The sequence below is a fragment of the Pseudomonas sp. DP-17 genome (assembly GCF_022380625.1).
Classification (GTDB): domain Bacteria; phylum Pseudomonadota; class Gammaproteobacteria; order Pseudomonadales; family Pseudomonadaceae; genus Pseudomonas; species Pseudomonas nitroreducens_A.
Map to the genome: position 1 here is coordinate 36861 of NZ_JAKSXG010000008.1, position 16117 is coordinate 52977.

Below are 16117 nucleotides of genomic sequence, written 5' to 3' on the forward strand. Positions count from 1 at the left end.
CTTTCTACGCTCGAACGACGTAGGCAAGCGGGCCCCGGCGCTGCCCCATCAGGCCCAGCACGGCCCGCGTGCGCGGAGAGACAGCATGTCGACGAACAATTTCCTCAATCCGGTGAACACCCAGACCTGGGCCAACGGGCGCCACCTGGTGCGCTGCGTGAAGGCCATCCAGGAAACCTGGGATGTGCGCACCTTCTGCTTCATGGCCGACGCGCCGATCATGTTCTTCTTCAAGCCGGGGCAGTTCGTCACCCTGGAGCTGGAGATCGACGGCCAGCCGATCATGCGCTCCTACACCATTTCCAGCTCGCCCTCGGTGCCCTACAGCTTCTCCATCACCATCAAGCGCGTGCCCGGCGGCAAGGTCTCGAACTGGCTGCACGACAACCTCAAGGAAGGCGACCAGATCCCGGTGCACGGGCCGGTGGGCAACTTCAACGCCATCGATTTCCCCGCCGAGAAAGTGCTGTTCCTCTCCGGCGGCGTCGGCATCACCCCGGTGATGTCCATGTCGCGCTGGTTCTTCGACACCAACGGCAACGTCGACATGGTCTTCGTGCACAGCGCGCGCACGCCCAAGGACATCATCTACCACCGCGAGCTGGACCACATGGCCTCGCGCATCGCCAACTTCAAGCTGCACCTGATCTGCGAGAAGTACGAGATGGGCGAGACCTGGGCCGGCTACCGGGGCTTCCTGAACAAGGCGATGCTGCAGCTGATGGCGCCTGACTTCCTCGAGCGCGAGGTCTTCTGCTGCGGCCCGACACCGTACATGCACGCCGTCCGGCGCCTGCTGGAAGCCGAAGGCTACGACATGTCGCGCTACCACGAGGAAGCCTTCGGCCCGACCCCGCCGGAAGTGCGCGCCGACGTGAAGGAACTGGCCGCCGAAGCCGCCGAGGCGCCGGCCGTGCCCCTGGCCGAGCAGAACCTGGTGGAGTTCTGCGAGACCGGCAAGAGCATCCGCGTGGCGCCGGGCGAGACCGTCCATGCCGCTGCCGCGCAGCTTGGCCTGCACATTCCCAAGGCCTGCGGCATGGGCATCTGCGGCACCTGCAAGGTGATGAAGCGCTCGGGCGAGGTGGAGATGGAGCACAACGGCGGGATCACCGACGAAGACGTCGCCGAGGGCTACATCCTGTCCTGCTGCAGCGTGCCCAAGGGCGACGTGGTGATCGAGTACTGATCACAGCCTGCCCCCACCTGTCCCACACCTTACCCACTGAGTTATCCACAGGCTGAAGGTGTCCCGAGGCAAGCTCGGAGACACCTCTGGCCGAACCGCCTGGCCGCCTCGATCCCGTCTGCAACCCGCATGCCACGTGGCTCTCGCCTCTCCCGAGAACACCTCGGACAGCCGCGCGCAAAGGCCCGTGGCCGGGCCCTTGCGCAGGCCGGCTGCGACGAATATCCACATTCGCTCAGTCTTCTTCCGGAGCAGCCTTGTAGCCGCTGGACAGGCGTTGCTGGACGTCCTGTGGGACGGCACTGTAGTGGCTGGAAGAAAGGCTATAGAGACCCTGGCCGGCAGTGATGGATTTCAGCCGGTTGGCGTAACCCTCCAACTCCGCCAGCGGCACCTGCCCGCGCACCAGCGCGACGCTGGACGACAGCGACTCGGTGCCCAGCACCTGGCCGCGGCGCCCGGTCAGGTCGGCGGTGATATCGCCCAGATGGGTCTCCGGCGCCGTCACCTCGATCTGCATCACCGGCTCCAGCACGATGCCGCCGGCTTTACGCAGCGCATCGATCATGGCCTTGCGCCCGGCGGCCTGGAAGGCGATGTCCTTGGAATCCACCGAGTGGCTCTTGCCATCGAACACCGTGACCTTCACGTCCTCCACCGGGAAGCCGGCCAGCGGCCCGGCCGCCAGCGCCGAGCGCACGCCCTTCTCCACCGAGGGGATGAAGTTGCCAGGAATCACCCCACCCTTGATCGCATCGACGAAGGCGAAGCCCTCTCCGCGCGGCAGCGGCTCGATACGCAGGAATACCTCACCGAACTGCCCTGCCCCGCCGGTCTGCTTCTTGTGCCGGCTATGGCCTTCGGCACTGCGGGTCGCCGTCTCGCGGTAGGGCACGGCGGGGGCGCGGGTCTGCACCTCCAGCTTGTACTGCCCGGCCATGCGCTCCAGCAGGTAGCGCAGGTGCATTTCACCCATGCCGCGCAACACGGTCTGCTGGGTGGAGGCGTTGTAGTCCAGGCGCACACAGGGGTCTTCGGCCTGCAGGCGCTGGAGGATTTCCGCCAGGCGCTGCTCGTCGCCGCGCCGGCTCGCCTCGATGGCCAGGCCCTGCATGGGCGTGGGGAAATCCAGCGGTTTGAGGTGAATGTGGTCCTCGTCGTGGGAATCGTGCAGCACCACGCCGTACTCCAGTTCGTCGACCTTGCCCAGCGCGCCGAAGTCACCGGGGATCAGCCACGGCGCCTCTTCGTGCTTCTTTCCCTGCAGGCGCAACAGATGGCCGACCTTGAACGGCTTGCGTCCGTCGCCGGCGAACAGCTGCATCTCCCGGCGGATCGTGCCCTGGTGTACGCGGAACACCGCGAGGCGGCCAACGAAAGGGTCGATCACCACCTTGAACACATGGGCCAGCACGTGGGCGGCCGGGTCGGGGCTGGACTTCAGCGGGTGCTCGACACCCTTGTCGTCGGTGCGCAGGAACAGCGGCGGGTTGCCCTCGGCAGGGTTCGGCGCAAGGCGCGCGAGGATGCTGGCAAGCTCCGGCACGCCCGCGCCGGTGCGGGCGGAAACAAAGCACAGCGGAATCAGGTGCCCTTCGCGCAGGGCGCGCTCGAAGGGTTCGTGCAGCGCCTCGGGTGCCACCTCGCCCTCCTCCAGGTAGTGCGCCATCAGCGCTTCGTCGACCTCCACCACCTGGTCAACCAGCGCCTGGTGCGCCTCGGCCACCGAGGAGAAATCCGCCTCGCCGTCGGGATTGAAGAAACAGTCCACCACCCGCGCGCCGCCCTCGGCAGGCAGGTTGATCGGCAGTACCTCCTTGCCGAACGACTCGCGCAAACCCGCCAGCAGGCCCGGCAGGTCGATGCGCTCGGCGTCGATCTTGTTCACCACCAGCATCCGGCACAGCCCGCGTTCGGCGGCCCAGTCCATCATGCGGCGGGTGCTCAGCTCGATGCCGCTCTGCGCATTGACCACCACCAGCGCGGTTTCCACAGCCGCCAGTGCCGGCAGCGCATGGCCGATGAAATCGGGATAACCGGGCGTGTCGATCAGGCGGACGTGCGCGCCCTCGTGCTCGAAGTGCACCAGCGCGGAAGCCAGGGAGTGGTGGTATTCGCGCTCCAGCGGGTCGGAGTCGCACAGGGTGTCGCCGCGTTCCAGCGAGCCCATGCTGGGGATGGCCCCGCTGTGCTGCAACAGCGCTTCGGCAAGCAGGGTCTTGCCGCTGTCGCCGTGGCCGACCAGGGCCACGGTGCGGATCTGTTCCACCGAGTAACTGGACATGCTGACTCTCCCGCCCCCAGGGTGTTTGAAGTATAGGCAGCGAGCCCCAGACGCCTGGACAAATATTGACCACCCCGACGCAAGCCCGCGACAGCGCGGCTTGCAGCGATTCATCCACAACCAGCCCACAAGTTCCTGGCACAACGTTGCACAGCCAATGTGGAAAACCCAGCGGAAAATCCGCTGCAGGCCAGTAGTGGCGCGACTTTCGCCATTTGATCAAAAAACGTACTTAACAGTCCGGGGCGCGGCCCGCGTGGGCTGCAGCGATGTGGGTACAGGTTGTCCACACCTTCTGCGAGATTCGCCCCACAGGCATTGTGGAAAGTTTCGTGCAGCCCCTGCGCCTCGGGAAAAGTAGCAGTGGATCAGTCCCTTGCCTGCCAAGCTGATCATTCCTTGAACAACCTTGTGGAAGCTCCGCAGGACATGACGTTGGCGATGTTTTCCACAGGAGGCGCACAGGAGGGTCAACATAAACCGGGGATAGCGGTGGAAGGACTGTGCACAGATAAATCGCCACAATCGATACACAGGTTCGCAAGTGACTGAAAAGGCGGGCCTGATCACAAAATAGCCAGCTTTCCGCAGGCCGCGCACCATCAGCTTCGCAGGCGCCTCCCAACAGTTTTTCCACAGGTTGGACACGCTGGCCTCCACAGCGGCTGTGGAGATCTCCACAACCCCCTCTATTCCCCATGAAAGCCACGAATAGCGGGGCTCTTATGGAAATGAGCGATGACCTGGCGCGATTCATCAGAGCGTCACATCGCCGACATTTTCCACCAGGTTGTCCACAGCTTTATCACAAGGTTTCCCTGGGATGTCCGCCAAATGCTGAAACACAGCCGGCGCCGCCTTCAGCGGGGTGCGGGGCTATGCTGGGTTTCCCCCAGCAGAGGAGCCAGTCCCATGATCCTGACCACCACGCCCACCATCGAGGGCAAGACCATCCAGGAATACCGCGGCATCGTGGTTGGCGAGGCGATCCTCGGCGCGAACGTGTTCCGCGACCTGTTCGCCGGCCTGCGCGACATCATCGGCGGCCGCTCCGGTGCGTACGAGAAGGAGCTGGGCAGGGCGCGGGAGATCGCCTTCGAGGAGTTGCAGGAGCGCGCACAGGAGCTTGGAGCCAATGCCGTGGTCGGCATCGACCTGGATTACGAGGTCGTGGGGCAGAACGGCAGCATGCTGATGGTCAGCGTGAGCGGGACGGCTGTGCGCATCTGACGAAGCCACACTGATTCCCGACGATAAAGCCCGCGCCGCTCAATTATTGATCGGGCCCGCGAAAGCCAAGCTTTCCGCGGCTTGCAGGCTTTCATCCACAGGTTGGAGACAGGTTGCGCGAGCAACCGTCCCCAGCCCCTGGGGACAACTTACGCGCCCATCACCCGACGAATGTCGGCCGCCAGCTCCTCGACGCGGGCGATCTCGGTGTCCCAGGAGCACATGAAGCGCGCGCCGCCGGCGCCGATGAAGGTGTAGAAGCGCCAGCCCAGCTGGCGCAGGGCCTCAAGGGCGGGTTCGGGCATCTGCAGGAACACACCGTTGGCTTCCACCGGGAACATCAGCTGCACTCCCGGTACGTCGGCGACGCGCTCGGCCAGCAGTTGTGCACAGCGGTTGGCATGGCTGGCGTAGTGCATCCAGGCGTCGTCCTGCAGCACGCCCACCCAGGGCGCAGCGAGGAAGCGCATCTTCGAGGCCAGCTGGCCGGCCTGCTTGCAGCGGTAATCGAAGCCCTCGGCCAACTCGCGGTTGAAGAACAGGATGGCCTCGCCCACCGCCATGCCGTTCTTGGTGCCGCCGAAGCACAACACCTCGACGCCGGCCTTCCAGGTCAGCTCGGCCGGGGTCGCGCCGAGGAAGGCGCAGGCATTTGAGAAGCGCGCGCCGTCCATGTGCAGGTGCAGGCCCAGCTCGCGGCAGGTGGCGCTGAGCGCCTGCAGCTCGTCCGGGCGGTAGACGGTGCCGACCTCGGTGGCCTGGGTGATGGTGACCACGCGCGGCTTGGGATAGTGGATGTCCTGGCGCTTGAGGGCGATCTCGCGGATCGCTTCGGGGGTCAGCTTGCCCTGGGCGTCGGTGCGCGCCAACAGCAGCTTGGAGCCGTTGGAGAAGAACTCCGGCGCGCCGCACTCGTCGGTCTCGACGTGGGCGGTCTCGGCACAGATCACGCTGTGGTAGCTCTGGCACAGCGCCGCCAGGGCCAGGGAGTTGGCCGCGGTGCCGTTGAAGGCGAAGAAGACTTCGCAGTCGGTCTCGAACAGCTCGCGGAAATAGTCGGAGGCGCGGGCGGTCCACTGGTCGTCGCCATAGGCGCGCTCGTGACCGCGGTTGGCCTCGGCCATGGCCGCCCAGGCCTCGGGGCAAATGCCGGAATAGTTGTCGCTGGCGAACTGTTGGGTGTTGTCGGTCATGGCGCTGCCTCGGCACTGCACGGAAAGTCAGTCAGCAGCGTAGCGAAATCCCCGCTCCTCGTGCACCTGCCAGTCTTACAGGCGCTGGTTCACGTAGGCCGTCACGAACTGCCGGGCATCCTGGGTCGAGGACAACCCCTGGTCGTAGCAGACCTTGCGGCCGCTGCGCTCGCCGGGAAGCATCAGCTCGCCACACTCGCCGCGCAGCACCAGGACCACGGGCTCCTCCCGCCGGGAATGCAGCTTGAACAGCGACTCATCCAGCAGGCTCAGCCCATCCATCCGGTGGATGCGCATGTTCCAGGCATGATCGACGCCGCCGATGCGCACCAGAAACATGTTGGCCCGGCGTGGCCCGATCTGCTCCACCCATACCTTGACGCCATCGGCGCCACTGTAGGCTTTGACTTCAGGGATCGGCTGCGCGGTCATCTGCGTCGCCTGCGCGCCAAGCGACAGCACGGCCGCCAGGAACAGCGGCAGGCCTCTGGTCTTGAATGTCATGGTCCTCCACCTCTTCCTGGCGATTGGGAAATTTCGACGCCGGGAATTTTCCTCAGAACGAGGCGAGGTGGAGGATCAGAGATCGGGAGCGTTCGCTGTCAGAACTCTCTGGATCAATCAGGGCAGCTTGGTCAGCGCCATCTGCTCGGAGATGGGCACGAACAGCTCGCGCAGGGACTGGGCGGTGCCGCCGTTGGGCTTGTCCGGCGAAACCATGTTGAGCACGTAGCGGCCCTTGATCAGGCCGGTCAGGCTGGACTCACCAGCTTTGTCATCCGGGCCCGGCACGCTGATGGCCAGCGGATCGCCCATGCGGGTGCTGTCGATCACCGGCAGGTACTGCTCGCCGCCGAACTGCGCGGCGGTGCCGTTCTGCAGCGCCGCCTGGCGCGCCTGGTTGAGCAGCGAGACGTTCTTCGCGGTGGTGTCGCGCAGCTTGGCCTGGGCGGCCAGGTACTGCTTGGCGGCCTCGCCCTGCTGGTCGGCGCCCGGCGCCGGCAGGCCGGTGTCGGTCAGGGTCACGACCAGGCGCTGGCTGCCATCGGCCTTGCCATAGACGATGGTGGCGTCGTCGTAGCCGCACTCGCGGGACAGGTAGGGATAGCCGTAGACGGCCTTGGTCGGCGGCAGCGCCTTTTCCAGCACATGGCCGGTGCAGCTGTCGCCAGCCGGGGTGGCTGCGGCGGCGGTGCTGGCGGCTTCCGGCGCTTGGGCCTTGGCGGGCTGGCTGTCGTCGCCACAGCCCTGCAGCGTCGCGGCGAGCAGAAGGGCGGAAAGCAGAGTCAGGGAACGGTTCATGGCGTCCTCGCATTTCGTGAGGGCCGCAGTTTAGTCCCTTGGCCCACTGCTTCCTATCGCCAGCTTCATTGCGGAGGATTGCAGACCCAGCGCCCCAGCCTGTTGTCATAGCCGGCGTCGATCACTGCCACCCCGTTGCTGCGCGCTTGCAAGCAGAAGGTTTTCATGAAGGTTGCCCGCTGGCCGTTGCCGGCGCTGTCGTGCCCGCCGAGCGTGACGTTGTACAGGCCAGGCTGCAGCGGCAGCGCCGGGGTTTTCTCGTGGAAACCGGGAATCGCCTGGCCGTAGGCGAAGCAGGTATCGCTGCGCAGTGGCACGCCTTGAGTGGGCTCGATGCTGGCCGACGACCAGAACGGCTCGTAGGGCTCGCGCGCGACCTCGATGGAGTACACCGCCACCTGCCGCTCGTCCACCTGCAAGGTGCGGTTGAAAAACAGGCCGGGCGACCTGAATGCCGCGCCACCAAAGCACAGCGTCCGGCCTCGCACCCAGACCCGCGCGTCGCCGTCGAACAGGCGCGACATGCCCCAGGCCGACAACGCCGGCGACAGCAGGGCAATGCACAACGAACCACACAAGAAGACGCGCTTCATCGGCAGGGCTCCAAGGGTCGCGCCGTCCTGGCGCGAGCATGTCGCATTCTGACCAGCCGCCACGTGCAATTCCACGCACCCGGTCGCTTTTACGCCGTTCACGGCATGTCGCAAACGCACCTACCCGCGGCGTGCGCAGGCATCTGGTCGGACGGGGCCGGTCATACCATCGCTTCCAAGGGGACGGGTTCGTCCCGCACCAGCCATGGCGCCCCACCGCGCCGCAGGGAGACAGCGATGTTCAGCAAGCAAGACCAGATCCAAGGCTATGACGACGAACTGCTCGCGGCGATGGATGCCGAGGAAGCGCGCCAGGAGGACCACCTCGAGCTGATCGCTTCGGAGAACTACACCAGCAAGCGCGTCATGCAGGCCCAAGGCAGCGGGCTGACCAACAAGTACGCCGAAGGCTATCCGGGCAAGCGTTACTACGGCGGCTGCGAGCATGTGGACAAGGTCGAGCAGCTGGCCATCGATCGCGCCAAGCAGCTGTTCGGCGCCGACTACGCCAACGTCCAGCCGCACTCGGGCTCCTCGGCCAACTCCGCGGTGTACCTGGCGCTGATCAATGCCGGCGACACCATCCTGGGCATGAGCCTGGCCCATGGCGGCCACCTGACCCACGGCGCCAAGGTCTCCTCCTCCGGCAAGCTGTACAACGCCGTGCAATACGGCCTGGACACCGCCACCGGCCTGATCGACTACGACGAAGTCGAGCGCCTGGCCGTGGAGCACAAGCCGAAGATGATCGTCGCCGGCTTCTCCGCCTACTCCAAGACCCTGGACTTCCCGCGCTTCCGCGCCATCGCCGACAAGGTCGGGGCGCTGTTGTTCGTCGACATGGCCCACGTCGCCGGCCTGGTGGCCGCCGGCCTGTACCCGAACCCGCTGCCCTACGCCGACGTGGTCACCACCACCACCCACAAGACCCTGCGCGGCCCGCGCGGCGGCCTGATCCTGGCGCGCAGCAACGAAGAGATCGAGAAGAAGCTCAACTCCGCCGTCTTCCCCGGCGCCCAGGGCGGCCCGCTGATGCACGTGATCGCTGCCAAGGCGGTGTGCTTCAAGGAAGCGCTGGAGCCCGGCTTCAAGGACTACCAGGCCCAGGTGATCAAGAACGCCCAGGCCATGGCCTCGGTGTTCATCGACCGCGGCTACGACGTGGTCTCCGGCGGCACCGACAACCACCTGATGCTGATCAGCCTGGTGAAGCAGGGCCTGACCGGCAAGGAAGCGGACGCCGCCCTGGGCCGCGTCGGCATCACCGTGAACAAGAACGCCGTGCCGAACGACCCGCAGAGCCCGTTCGTCACCTCCGGCATCCGCATCGGCACCCCGGCGGTGACCACCCGCGGACTGAAGGAAGCCCAGTGCCGCGAACTGGCCGGCTGGATCTGCGACGTACTGGACCATCTGGGCGATGCCGACGTCGAGGCCAAGGTGGCCACCCAGGTCGCCGGTCTCTGCGCGGACTTCCCGGTCTACCGTTGAGTTTTCCCGTCTCCTCGCGGAGACGGCGCCCCAAGGGCAGGTGAGGGAAACATCGGTCCCGACCCCAGCGCCGCAACCCTCACCCCACCCCCTTCCCACGGGAAGGGGAGCAAAAGATCAGGAGCATCGACATGCAACGCTATTCCGGCTTCGGCCTGTTCAAGCATTCCCTGAGCCACCACGAGAACTGGCAACGCATGTGGCGCACGCCCGCGCCCAAGCCGGTCTACGACGTGGTCATAGTCGGCGGCGGCGGGCACGGCTTGGCCACGGCCTACTACCTGGCCAAGGAGCACGGCATCACCAACGTCGCAGTGGTCGAGAAGGGCTGGCTGGGCGGCGGCAACACCGCGCGCAACACCACCATCGTGCGTTCCAACTACCTGTGGGACGAGTCGGCGCTGCTCTATGAACACGCCATGAAGCTGTGGGAAGGCCTGTCCCAGGACCTGAACTACAACGTCATGTTCTCCCAGCGCGGGGTCTACAACCTCTGCCACACCCTGCAGGACATGCGCGACGGCGAACGCCGCGTCAGCGCCAACCGCCTCAACGGCGTGGACGGCGAACTGCTCAATGCGCAGCAGGTGGCCGAAGAGATTCCGTACCTGAACTGCACCAAGAGCGCCCGTTACCCGGTGATGGGTTCCACCGTGCAGCGCCGTGGCGGCGTGGCCCGCCACGATGCCGTGGCCTGGGGCTTCGCCCGCGCGGCCGACGCCCTGGGCGTGGACCTGATCCAGCAGACCGAGGTGATCGGCTTCCGCAAGCAGGACGGCGTGGTCATCGGCGTCGAGACCAACCGCGGCTTCATCGGCGCCAAGCGCGTCGGCGTGGTCACCGCCGGCAACTCGGGGCACATGGCCAAGCTCGCCGGCTTCCGCCTGCCGATCGAATCGCACCCACTGCAGGCACTGGTTTCCGAACCGCTGAAACCCATCATCGACAGCGTGATCATGTCCAACGCCGTGCACGGCTACATCAGCCAGTCGGACAAGGGCGACCTGGTCATCGGCGCCGGCATCGACGGCTACAACGGCTACGGCCAGCGCGGCTCCTACCCGGTCATCGAGCACACCCTGCAGGCCATCGTCGAGATGTTCCCGGTGCTCTCGCGGGTGCGCATGAACCGCCAGTGGGGCGGCATCGTCGATACCACCCCGGACGCCTGCCCGATCATCGGCAAGACCCCGGTGAAGAACCTGTTCTTCAACTGCGGCTGGGGCACCGGTGGCTTCAAGGCCACTCCCGGCTCGGGCAACGTCTTCGCCGCGACCCTGGCCAAGGGCGAGCCGCATCCGCTGGCCGCGCCCTTCTCCATCGAACGCTTCCACACCGGCGCACTGATCGACGAGCACGGCGCTGCGGCCGTAGCTCACTAAAGAGGGCATTAACCATGTTGAACATCTTCTGCCCCCATTGCGGCGAGCTGCGTTCCGAAGAGGAATTCCACGCCAAGGGCCAGGCGCACATCCCGCGCCCGCTCGACCCCGCTGCCTGCTCCGACGCGGAATGGGGCGAGTACATGTTCTTCCGCGACAACCCGCGCGGCATCCACCACGAACTGTGGGTGCACGCTGCCGGCTGCCGCCAGTACTTCAACGTCACCCGCCACACCGTGACCTACGAAATCCTGGAAACCTACAAGATCGGCGAAAAACCGAGCATCACCGCCGAATCCGAGAAGAAATCCGCCGTCCAGCCCGCCGTGGAGAAGGCCTAATGAGCCAGATCAATCGCCTGTCCCGTGGCGGTCGCATCGACCGCACCAAGCCGCTCACCTTCAGCTTCAACGGCCAGAGCTACCAGGGCTTCGCCGGTGACACCCTGGCCGCCGCACTGCTGGCCAACGGCGTCGACATCCTCGGCCGCAGCTTCAAGTACTCGCGCCCGCGGGGCATCGTCGCCGCCGGCGCCGAAGAGCCCAACGCCATCCTGCAGATCGGCTCGCGCGAATCCACCCAGGTGCCCAACGTGCGCGCCACCCAGCAGGCCCTGTACAACGGCCTGGTGGCGACCGCCACCAACGGCTGGCCGAACGTGCAGAACGACCTCATGGGGATCTTCGGCAAGGTCGGCGGCAAGCTGATGCCGCCCGGCTTCTACTACAAGACCTTCATGTACCCGCAGTCCATGTGGCTGACCTACGAGAAGTACATCCGCAAGGCCGCAGGCCTTGGCCGCGCGCCCACCGAAGTGGACCCGGACAGCTACGACTGGATGAACCACCACGCCGACGTGCTGATCGTCGGTGCCGGCCCCGCCGGCCTCGCCGCCGCCCTGGCGGCTTCGCGCAGCGGCGCGCGGGTGATCCTCGCCGATGAACAGGAAGAGTTCGGCGGCAGCCTGCTCGACACCCGCGAGACCCTCGACGGCAAGCCGGCCGAGGAGTGGGTGGCCAAGGTCATCGCCGAGCTGGAAGGCAACCCGGACGTGATCCTGCTGCCGCGCTCCACGGTCAACGGCTACCACGACCACAACTTCCTCACCATCCACGAGCGCCGCACCGACCATCTCGGCGAGACTGCCCCGCTGGGCCAGGTGCGCATGCGCGTGCACCGCGTCCGTGCCAACCGTGTGGTGCTCGCCGCCGGCGCCCACGAGCGCCCGCTGGTCTACGCGAACAACGACGTGCCGGGCAACATGCTCGCCGGCGCCGTCTCCACCTATGTACGCCGCTATGGCGTGGCGCCAGGCAAGAAGCTGGTGCTGTCCACCAACAACGACTACGCCTACCGCGTCGCCCTGGACTGGCAGGAAGCCGGTCTGCAGGTGGTCGCCATCGCCGACGCCCGCCCCAATCCGCGCGGCGAGTGGGTCGAGGAAGCGCGCAAGCGCGGCATGCGGGTCATCACCGGCAGCGCCGTGATCGAGGCCCGCGGCAGCAAGCGCGTGAGCGGTGCGAAGGTCGCCTCCATCGACACCTTCCGCCACAAGGTCAACGCGCCCGGCGAGTGGCTGGACTGCGACCTGGTCGCCAGCTCCGGCGGCTACAGCCCGGTGGTGCACCTGGCCTCGCACCTGGGCGGCAAGCCGGAATGGCGCGAGGACATCCTCGCCTTCGTTCCCGGCCTGGCCTTCCAGAAGCGCATCTGCGCCGGTGCGGTGAACGGCGTGTTCCGCCTCGCCGATGCCCTGGCCGACGGCTACCAGGCCGGCAGCCAGGCCGCTGTCGACGGCGGCTTCAAGTCCGTCGCAGGCGAGCTGCCGGCGGTTGCCGAGCGCACCGAGGACGCCACCCTGGCGCTGTTCCAGGTGCCCCACGAGAAAACCACCGCCCGCGCGCCCAAGCAGTTCGTCGACACCCAAAACGACGTCACCGCCGCCGCCATCGAACTGGCCTGCCGCGAGGGTTTCGAGTCCATCGAGCACGTCAAGCGCTACACCGCGCTGGGTTTCGGCACCGACCAGGGCAAGCTGGGCAACATCAACGGCCTGGCCATCGCCGCCCGCGCCCAGGGCAAGAGCATCGCCGACACCGGCACCACCATGTTCCGCCCGAACTACACCCCGGTGACCTTCGGCGCTGTCGCCGGCCGCCACTGCGGTCACCTGTTCGAACCGGTGCGCTTCACCGCCCTGCACGCCTGGCACGTGAAGAACGGCGCCGAGTTCGAGGACGTCGGCCAGTGGAAGCGTCCGTGGTACTTCCCCAAGCGTGGCGAAGACATGCATGCCGCCGTGGCCCGCGAATGCCGCGCCGTGCGCGAGTCGGTCGGCCTGCTCGACGCCTCGACCCTGGGCAAGATCGACATCCAGGGCCCGGATGCCCGCGAGTTCCTCAACCGCGTCTACACCAACGCCTGGACCAAGCTGGACGTGGGCAAGGCCCGCTATGGCCTGATGTGCAAGGAAGACGGCATGGTCTTCGACGATGGCGTCACCGCGTGCCTGGCGGACAACCACTTCGTCATGACCACCACCACCGGCGGCGCGGCCCGCGTCATGGAGTGGCTGGAGCTGTACCACCAGACCGAATGGCCGGAGCTGAAGGTGTACTTCACCTCGGTCACCGACCACTGGGCCACCCTCACCCTGTCCGGCCCCAACAGCCGCAAGCTGCTGAGTGAGGTCACCGACATCGACCTGGACAAGGACGCCTTCCCCTTCATGACCTGGAAGGAAGGCAAGGTCGCCGGCGTACCGGCGCGGGTGTTCCGCATCTCCTTCACGGGCGAGCTGTCGTACGAGGTGAACATCCAGGCCAACTACGCCATGGGTGTACTGGAGGCCATAGTCGCCGCCGGCGCCAAGTACAACCTGACCCCGTATGGCACCGAGACCATGCACGTCCTGCGCGCCGAGAAGGGCTTCATCATCGTCGGCCAGGACACCGACGCCTCGGTGACCCCGGACGACCTGAACATGGGATGGGCGGTGGGTCGCACCAAGCCGTTCTCGTGGATCGGCTGGCGCGGCATGAACCGTGCCGACTGCCAGCGCGAAGACCGCAAGCAGCTGGTAGGCCTCAAGCCGACCAACCCGATGGACCTGCTGCCCGAGGGCGCGCAACTGCTGTTCACCCCGCAGCACACGATTCCCGCAACCATGGTCGGCCACGTCACCTCCAGCTACATGAGCAGCACCCTGGGCTACAGCTTCGCCCTGGCGGTGGTGAAGGGCGGCATCAAGCGCCTGGGCGAGAAGGTCTACGCCCCGCTGCCGGATGGCCGAGTGATCGAGGCGGAAATCTGCAGCTCGGTGTTCTACGACCCGAAAGGCGAACGGCAGAACGTGGATTGATCGGAGTGGGGTTCGCCCCTCTCCCCCGCCCTCTCCCTGATGGGAGAGGGAGTGACCGAACCTCCCGGATGGAACCGTGTATCAGCACGCACGGACATCCCCTCTCCCTTCAGGGAGAGGGTTAGGGAGAGGGCAGACAGACTTCCAGGGCGCTCCGAGCCCCCAAGGTGAACAGAACATGAGCAAAGCCAACCTCTACCAGCAATGCCCCGCAGACGGCATCCAGGCCGAATCCCCCCTGCATCACGCCGAGCTGGACAAGCTCGCCGCGCGCAAGGTGGCCAACGCCGGCGTGACCCTGCGCGAGAAGAAATTCCTCGGCCACCTGACCCTGCGTGGCGACGCCCACGACCCGGCCTTCGCCGGCGGCGTGCACAAGGCCCTGGGCCTTGAACTGCCGGTGGCGCTGACCCTGGTGGCCAAGGGCGATATTTCGCTGCAGTGGCTCGGCCCGGACGAGTGGCTGCTGATCGTCCCCGGCGGCGAGGAATTCGCCGTCGAACAGCGCCTGCGCGAGGCGCTCGGCGAAGAGCTGCACTATTCGGTGGTCAACGTCAGCGGCGGCCAGACCCTGCTGGAACTGGAAGGCGCCAAGGTCCGCGAAGTGCTGATGAAGTCCACCGGCTACGACGTGCACCCGAGCAATTTCCCAGTGGGCAAGGCGGTCGGCACCCACTTCGCCAAGTCCCAGCTGGTGATCCGCCATACCGGCGAGCACACCTGGGAGCTGGTGGTGCGCCGCAGCTTCTCCGACTACTTCTGGCTGTGGCTGCAGGACGCCTGCGCCGAGTACGGCCTGCAGGTGGCGGCGTAACAGGCGTCGATTCCCCTCGCTGCTTCGGCGAGGGGAAATCCTTCGGAGTCAGACCATGAGCCGCACCCCCGATACCTGGATCCTCACCGCCGACAGCCCGAGCCTGCTGGGCACGGTGGACGTGGTCACGCGCTATCTGTTCGAGCAGCGCTGCTACGTCACCGAGCACCACTCCTTCGACGACCGCCTGGCGCAGCGCTTCTTCATCCGCATCGAATTCCGCGCCGGCGACGGCTTCGACGAAGCGGCCTTCCGCGCCGGACTCGCCGACCGCGTCTCGCCCTTCCAGATGAACGTCGAACTGACCCCGCCGGGCTATCGCAGCAAGGTGGTGATCATGGTCTCCAAGGCCGACCATTGCCTGAACGACCTGCTCTACCGCCAGCGCATCGGCCAGTTGCCGATGGACGTGGTAGCGGTGGTCTCCAACCACCCGGACCTGGAGCCGCTGGCGCGCTGGCATGGCATTCCCTACCACCACTTTGCGCTGGACCCCAACGACAAGGGCTCGCAGGAAGCAAAGGTCTGGCAGGTGATCGAGGAAACCGGTGCCGAACTGGTGATCCTCGCCCGCTACATGCAGGTGCTCTCGCCCGAGCTGTGCCGCCGCCTGGACGGCTGGGCGATCAACATCCACCACTCGCTGTTGCCCGGCTTCAAGGGCGCCAAGCCTTATCACCAGGCCTACCAGAAGGGCGTGAAGCTGGTCGGCGCCACCGCCCACTACATCAACAACGACCTCGACGAGGGCCCGATCATCGCCCAGGGCGTCGAACCCGTGGACCACTCCCACTACCCCGAGGACCTGATCGCCAAGGGCCGCGACGTGGAGTGCCTGACCCTCGCCAAGGCGGTGGGCTATCACATCGAGAAACGCGTGTTCCTGAATGCCAACCGGACGGTGGTGCTGTAAGCACAGCCCGTACCTGTAGGGCGCATAACGCCATGACGCCTGCAACGGCGGATGGATGGGGCTCATCCGCCCTACGTGTCACCTCGGAGTGTGGCGCGCGCTGTAGAGCGCCCTCTCCCTAGCCCTCTCCCTGAAGGGAGAGGGGATATCCGAGCGAGGGCCGGACTCCGTGCCATCCGGCGACACCGAACAGCCCCCTCTCCCTTCAGGGGGGGACGCCTAGTTAGAGGGTTGGGGAGAGGGTCTTGAAGCCCGCTCCCAAGCACCGAGCAACACCGACAGCCCAGCCGGCTGCCAGCTGTATTGACCGGCCCTGTCGCGCAACACACGACATCCCAGTGCAGAACCGCGAGCCGCAGGGCCCG

General features: G+C 66.3%; 13 protein-coding genes. 8 read left to right on the forward strand and 5 right to left on the reverse strand.

Features of this window, described 5'->3' with window-relative positions:
* Window positions 1-85 precede the first annotated feature (85 nt).
* Window positions 86-1189, forward strand: coding sequence for a glycine-betaine demethylase subunit GbcB (gene gbcB, locus MJ122_RS13150; protein ID WP_088420833.1), 1104 nt, complete (start codon window positions 86-88; stop codon window positions 1187-1189).
* 235 nt (window positions 1190-1424) lie between these two features.
* On the opposite strand, the gene fusA is transcribed toward gbcB, so the two are convergent.
* Complete coding sequence (gene fusA / locus MJ122_RS13155; RefSeq protein WP_239744474.1) at window positions 1425-3473, reverse strand: elongation factor G; 2049 nt, start codon at window positions 3471-3473, stop codon at window positions 1425-1427.
* 912 nt (window positions 3474-4385) lie between these two features.
* On the opposite strand from fusA, the gene MJ122_RS13160 reads away from it, so the two are divergent.
* The gene (locus MJ122_RS13160) at window positions 4386-4703 is read left to right on the forward strand and encodes a heavy metal-binding domain-containing protein (protein WP_017521552.1); all 318 of its coding nucleotides are present in this window, start codon (window positions 4386-4388) and stop codon (window positions 4701-4703) included.
* A 149-nt stretch (window positions 4704-4852) separates the two neighbouring features.
* Here MJ122_RS13160 and MJ122_RS13165 read toward each other — a convergent pair whose 3' ends face one another.
* From MJ122_RS13165 to MJ122_RS13180, 4 genes are all read right to left on the reverse strand, one after another.
* Window positions 4853-5896 carry a low specificity L-threonine aldolase gene (locus MJ122_RS13165; RefSeq protein ID WP_239744475.1) on the reverse strand — a complete coding sequence of 348 codons (1044 nt, stop codon included), beginning with the start codon at window positions 5894-5896 and terminating at the stop codon, window positions 4853-4855.
* A gap of 75 nt (window positions 5897-5971) precedes the next feature.
* Window positions 5972-6400, reverse strand: coding sequence for a hypothetical protein (locus tag MJ122_RS13170; RefSeq protein ID WP_239744476.1), 429 nt, complete (start codon window positions 6398-6400; stop codon window positions 5972-5974).
* A gap of 117 nt (window positions 6401-6517) precedes the next feature.
* Window positions 6518-7198 (reverse strand): hypothetical protein, encoded by a 681-nt coding sequence (locus tag MJ122_RS13175; protein WP_239744477.1) that lies wholly within the window; start codon window positions 7196-7198, stop codon window positions 6518-6520.
* 65 nt (window positions 7199-7263) lie between these two features.
* Window positions 7264-7791: a hypothetical protein gene (locus MJ122_RS13180; RefSeq protein WP_239744478.1), complete on the reverse strand. Its 528-nt coding sequence runs from the start codon at window positions 7789-7791 to the stop codon at window positions 7264-7266.
* A gap of 237 nt (window positions 7792-8028) precedes the next feature.
* Here MJ122_RS13180 and glyA point away from each other — a divergent pair, with 237 nt between their 5' ends.
* The 6 genes from glyA to MJ122_RS13210 all read left to right on the forward strand — a co-directional run bounded on the left by glyA (window position 8029) and on the right by MJ122_RS13210 (window position 15752).
* Complete coding sequence (gene glyA, locus MJ122_RS13185) at window positions 8029-9282, forward strand: serine hydroxymethyltransferase (RefSeq protein WP_088420827.1); 1254 nt, start codon at window positions 8029-8031, stop codon at window positions 9280-9282.
* Window positions 9283-9413: 131 nt separating this feature from the next.
* Window positions 9414-10664: a sarcosine oxidase subunit beta gene (locus MJ122_RS13190; protein ID WP_088420826.1), complete on the forward strand. Its 1251-nt coding sequence runs from the start codon at window positions 9414-9416 to the stop codon at window positions 10662-10664.
* Between the two features lie 14 nt (window positions 10665-10678).
* Window positions 10679-11005, forward strand: a complete 327-nt coding sequence (locus MJ122_RS13195; RefSeq protein WP_017521545.1) for a sarcosine oxidase subunit delta — start codon at window positions 10679-10681, stop codon at window positions 11003-11005.
* Window positions 11005-14025 (forward strand): sarcosine oxidase subunit alpha, encoded by a 3021-nt coding sequence (locus MJ122_RS13200; protein ID WP_239744479.1) that lies wholly within the window; start codon window positions 11005-11007, stop codon window positions 14023-14025. Before MJ122_RS13195 ends, MJ122_RS13200 begins: the two co-directional genes overlap by 1 nt.
* A 178-nt stretch (window positions 14026-14203) precedes the next feature.
* The gene (soxG, locus tag MJ122_RS13205; protein ID WP_239744480.1) at window positions 14204-14839 is read left to right on the forward strand and encodes a sarcosine oxidase subunit gamma family protein; all 636 of its coding nucleotides are present in this window, start codon (window positions 14204-14206) and stop codon (window positions 14837-14839) included.
* A 55-nt stretch (window positions 14840-14894) separates the two neighbouring features.
* Window positions 14895-15752 carry a formyltetrahydrofolate deformylase gene (locus tag MJ122_RS13210; protein WP_088420823.1) on the forward strand — a complete coding sequence of 286 codons (858 nt, stop codon included), beginning with the start codon at window positions 14895-14897 and terminating at the stop codon, window positions 15750-15752.
* The last annotated feature ends 365 nt before the right edge of the window (window positions 15753-16117 follow it).

Coding starts and splice junctions, on each gene's coding strand:
- gbcB (WP_088420833.1), top strand. CDS start 86: ATGTCGACGAACAATTTCCTCAATCCGGTGAACACCCAGACCTGGGCC.
- MJ122_RS13210 (WP_088420823.1), top strand. CDS start 14,895: ATGAGCCGCACCCCCGATACCTGGATCCTCACCGCCGACAGCCCGAGC.
- MJ122_RS13200 (WP_239744479.1), top strand. CDS start 11,005: ATGAGCCAGATCAATCGCCTGTCCCGTGGCGGTCGCATCGACCGCACC.
- MJ122_RS13165 (WP_239744475.1), bottom strand. CDS start 5,896: ATGACCGACAACACCCAACAGTTCGCCAGCGACAACTATTCCGGCATT.
- MJ122_RS13180 (WP_239744478.1), bottom strand. CDS start 7,791: ATGAAGCGCGTCTTCTTGTGTGGTTCGTTGTGCATTGCCCTGCTGTCG.
- fusA (WP_239744474.1), bottom strand. CDS start 3,473: ATGTCCAGTTACTCGGTGGAACAGATCCGCACCGTGGCCCTGGTCGGC.
- MJ122_RS13190 (WP_088420826.1), top strand. CDS start 9,414: ATGCAACGCTATTCCGGCTTCGGCCTGTTCAAGCATTCCCTGAGCCAC.
- MJ122_RS13160 (WP_017521552.1), top strand. CDS start 4,386: ATGATCCTGACCACCACGCCCACCATCGAGGGCAAGACCATCCAGGAA.
- MJ122_RS13195 (WP_017521545.1), top strand. CDS start 10,679: ATGTTGAACATCTTCTGCCCCCATTGCGGCGAGCTGCGTTCCGAAGAG.
- MJ122_RS13175 (WP_239744477.1), bottom strand. CDS start 7,198: ATGAACCGTTCCCTGACTCTGCTTTCCGCCCTTCTGCTCGCCGCGACG.
- soxG (WP_239744480.1), top strand. CDS start 14,204: ATGAGCAAAGCCAACCTCTACCAGCAATGCCCCGCAGACGGCATCCAG.
- MJ122_RS13170 (WP_239744476.1), bottom strand. CDS start 6,400: ATGACATTCAAGACCAGAGGCCTGCCGCTGTTCCTGGCGGCCGTGCTG.
- glyA (WP_088420827.1), top strand. CDS start 8,029: ATGTTCAGCAAGCAAGACCAGATCCAAGGCTATGACGACGAACTGCTC.